1 protein-coding gene is annotated in these 275 nt (G+C 47.3%); it reads right to left on the reverse strand.

Translation table 11 applies throughout. The features are described from left to right. Nucleotides 1-275: RHS repeat-associated core domain-containing protein (locus tag ASV53_RS25335; RefSeq protein WP_141226376.1), on the reverse strand; the 275-nt coding region annotated here is incomplete at both ends.

Here is a 275-nt window from a genome sequence, read left to right on the forward strand (position 1 = left end):
GCCGCATCAACTACCGTATAGAGTGTATCCCATGCAACGCCAGTAGGATCCGCATATATTGCTTCAATAGTCCCTGTAACTGCGTTTCCAGAATATTTAGTTATACCACCAAGAAAGTACGCTGAATTTAAGAGTGCATTTCCTCCCCCCTCTTTACAACTCAACCCCAATGGATCGACCCATTGCACGGGATTGGGCGCATAACGGTAGTGATTTATTCCCCCCAATAAGCCAATCGGGTCTTGGTGGATAAAGCGACCCGTGATCGGATCGTA

It is taken from the genome of Photobacterium sanguinicancri (genome assembly GCF_002265265.1).
Lineage (GTDB): Bacteria > Pseudomonadota > Gammaproteobacteria > Enterobacterales > Vibrionaceae > Photobacterium > Photobacterium sanguinicancri.